The 724-nt window shown below is 46.3% G+C and carries 1 protein-coding gene; it reads right to left on the reverse strand.

Translation table 11 applies throughout. The features are described from left to right. On the reverse strand, positions 1–724 hold a 724-nt coding region (locus R7Z77_RS25455; protein ID WP_318137062.1), incomplete at both ends, for a PAS domain-containing protein.

A 724-nucleotide genomic window follows, 5' to 3' on the forward strand; every position in this document is an offset into this window, starting at 1 on the left:
CTTCATGACGCTTACGCTCAGTAATGTCTCGCCCAAAACCAACCAATCCTAAGTGGCGACCGTCTTTGCTATAAAATGGTACTTTGCGCAATTCAAAATAGTGTTTTCGCCCATCAGGGTATTCCAACCATTGCTCGTAAGTGATCGCTTGGTTGTCGCTAAAGACTTTTTGGTCGGTATCTACGATTGGCTGCGCAATTTCTTTACTGTAGACATCCCACGGGCTCAAGCCGACAAGTTGATGCTCTTTCTTGCCCGTTAACTCTTCCATCGCTCGGTTACAACCAGAGAAGACGCCATCGGCATTACGGTAATAAATCAAATCAGGTGACGCATCGATGAATGAACGTAACAAGGCGGTACGCTCTGCTAACTCTAATTGCGTTCGCTCACGCTGGAAAACCTCATTTTCTAGATCCTGCATCGCCTCTTCACGCGCTTCTTCCGCTTTAATCCGCTCTTCAATCTCTAGATTGAGCTTTTCGATGTTCTGCTGTAGTTGGAAGTTCAGTTCTTGGTCGCGTGAACGCATGTCTTTCAATTTAGAAACCAGCTTCGTCAATCGTTGACGAGACTCTTCTAACTGATCTACCACCACAGATAGGAAGTAAACGGCCCAGGGCGTGATTAACAAACCAAAGAAAACGGAACGTACGATATCGATATCATCGACGCGCCCTTTGAGAGCCAAAGTGATACCAACTTGTACTACGACAGCAAGTGC

This window comes from Vibrio sp. 1401, from assembly GCF_033340295.1.